Genomic DNA, 2033 nt, shown 5'->3' on the forward strand with positions numbered 1-2033 from the left:
GAAAAATCCCCAAAGTAGGCAAAAGCCCACTACTCACTAGACTCCTTGCTATAGAACCTCTGATGATTGCATAACCATAGTTGAGGGCAGCATTGATGGGGGTGGGCTCTTTGCGAGTAAATCCCCTATAATCGTCACTCAATGACCCACAACTCAAAGCCTAAATGATATAACATACCCTAATAATGGCTTGATTTAACATAAAATCATCAGTAATCGTATGAGAAATTTTATAGAAATCTGCTTGATTGTCCTTTAAAGGACATTGAAAATATGCAGTGGAGTGAGTTTGAAGACTATATAAAGATTTCTAAGAATATATTGGAGGCAAAGAGTGGATTATAGGGTGCTAAATATTAGGGGCATATTGAGATATATTCCAAAATTCCTTTTCATTATCATAAAAGGCAATGATGATTCTTTGAACCAAAAGCAAGAGCCAATAAAACGGGATACCAAAGAAAACAATACCTGCAATGGTATAGACAAAAACAGAATCCAAAATATCCTGCATTGTTGCCGACCAAGCAAATACAATCCCCAAAAAGCAAATGATAGGCACAATACAGATGATACTTATTTTCAAAAAATTAATCAATCTGACACAAAACATCACCATCAATTGACTCCATTTCACATTTATCCAATTCTATACCAAAAAGGCAAACAATGAATTCATCTATCACGCTAGATATTAAAGCCAATCTTGAAGACTTAAATAAAGCCATCAGCAGAGTTACCAAAGCTACAAAACTAGACTTAGGACTGAAGATAGGATTAAAAAACAATATGCCAAAAGCAGAGATTGAAGAAATAGGAAAAGAACAAAAGAAGTCAAAAGAAAAAACTAAGGTTGTGGGCAAAGGAGCAGGCATATTTGTCTAAAGATAAAAACTCTGTTCTTTTAGCCCACGAATTGCAAGACTTAGAAGAAATTTTGATTGCTTCTTGCTTTGTGCTTGCCCAAAGGGTCAATGGAGGGGGTATGAGTCTATGGAGTGAAGTGGATTATTTAATTGTCAAAGATTTTTCTAAGAAATATGATTTGGACTCCATAGAAGTCTATGGGGTCTTAAAAGAAATGCTCGCAGAGTTTGAAAGGATTAGAGGTGAATAGAAAATTAGGCTTTTTTACTCAATTCAAAGTTATAAATGCCATTGCCTGCGTCTGTGATTTTTTTGATTTCATAGCCCTCTTGGAGATAAGCCTTTGCTTCTTGATTTTGAAGGAATTTGTTTTTGGCTTCTTCCATAGCTCGCTTGGCTTGTTTTTTTTTCTTGTCTAGGGAGTTTAATAAAAAAATAATAAAAAATATAAATCATTATCAAGAAAAACAAGAAGCCAAAAATGCCACTTGGTGGAGCATAAATCATTTGCAGCCTTTAATAGTTAATAGGATTATTATATGACAAAAAATGTAAATGTTGAATTAAAGTTTGATGCTCAAGTTGGGAAGCTCAAAAAAGCCAATGAGATATTGGAAGAAACGCAAGTAGCAACTATTCAAGCTTCCAGAGGTTTCAGCACCCTTAAAGATAAAATTGATGGAGTTGCACACTCTTTGCAGGCTTCCTCTATTGCTCTATCGGGATTGAAGACTGCTTATAATCTTCTCTCAGCCCCCATCCAAGAATCTATCCATCTCAACTCAGTGCTACAACAACAAAAGCTCTCTCTAGCCTCTCTTGTCACTCTCAACCACCAAAATGTCAATTCCCTAGGATACGCCATCAATGCGAGTGATAAATGGGCTTTGTCTATGCAAAAGGCAAGGATAGAAAACTTCAAATTGCTGTGTATTCGCTCGCCCTTGCGTGGTGTAAAAAGGCAGAAAAAAGACTACAGAAGTGTAGTCGCTGGCTTTTTGCTAGCAAGGATATAGCGAGCTCCCCCTCCTTGTTTGCCGAATAAAAGAGCTTTTGAATTAAGAGCAAGACCTTGGCATTATTGTTATTTAATACGATTTAAAGTTGATTTAAAAGGTGTTTTTAGAGCTTTAAAAGATGGTTTGAAGAATAGTTAGTTTCAGTTA

The 2033-nt window shown here is 35.8% G+C and carries 5 protein-coding genes and 1 pseudogene; 3 read left to right on the forward strand and 3 right to left on the reverse strand.

Going from position 1 to position 2033, the window contains the following annotated elements; translation table 11 throughout:
- Both BKH46_RS09760 and BKH46_RS09185 read right to left on the reverse strand, forming a co-directional pair.
- Window positions 1-97 (reverse strand): annotated as a pseudogene (locus BKH46_RS09760) (type II CRISPR-associated endonuclease Cas1); the annotation flags it as partial.
- Between the two features lie 252 nt (window positions 98-349).
- Window positions 350-637 carry a hypothetical protein gene (locus BKH46_RS09185; RefSeq protein WP_143428957.1) on the reverse strand — a complete coding sequence of 96 codons (288 nt, stop codon included), beginning with the start codon at window positions 635-637 and terminating at the stop codon, window positions 350-352.
- 32 nt (window positions 638-669) lie between these two features.
- Here BKH46_RS09185 and BKH46_RS09190 point away from each other — a divergent pair, with 32 nt between their 5' ends.
- Both BKH46_RS09190 and BKH46_RS09195 read left to right on the forward strand, forming a co-directional pair.
- Window positions 670-885 (forward strand): hypothetical protein, encoded by a 216-nt coding sequence (locus BKH46_RS09190; RefSeq protein ID WP_095226526.1) that lies wholly within the window; start codon window positions 670-672, stop codon window positions 883-885.
- Complete coding sequence (locus BKH46_RS09195; protein ID WP_095226527.1) at window positions 878-1117, forward strand: hypothetical protein; 240 nt, start codon at window positions 878-880, stop codon at window positions 1115-1117. Before BKH46_RS09190 ends, BKH46_RS09195 begins: the two co-directional genes overlap by 8 nt.
- 4 nt (window positions 1118-1121) lie before the next feature.
- On the opposite strand, the gene BKH46_RS09810 is transcribed toward BKH46_RS09195, so the two are convergent.
- Window positions 1122-1253 (reverse strand): hypothetical protein, encoded by a 132-nt coding sequence (locus BKH46_RS09810; protein WP_275542191.1) that lies wholly within the window; start codon window positions 1251-1253, stop codon window positions 1122-1124.
- A 153-nt stretch (window positions 1254-1406) separates the two neighbouring features.
- Here BKH46_RS09810 and BKH46_RS09200 point away from each other — a divergent pair, with 153 nt between their 5' ends.
- Complete coding sequence (locus BKH46_RS09200; RefSeq protein ID WP_095226528.1) at window positions 1407-1883, forward strand: hypothetical protein; 477 nt, start codon at window positions 1407-1409, stop codon at window positions 1881-1883.
- Window positions 1884-2033: the final 150 nt, after the last annotated feature.

The organism is Helicobacter sp. 12S02634-8, assembly GCF_002272865.1.
GTDB lineage: Bacteria > Campylobacterota > Campylobacteria > Campylobacterales > Helicobacteraceae > Helicobacter_J.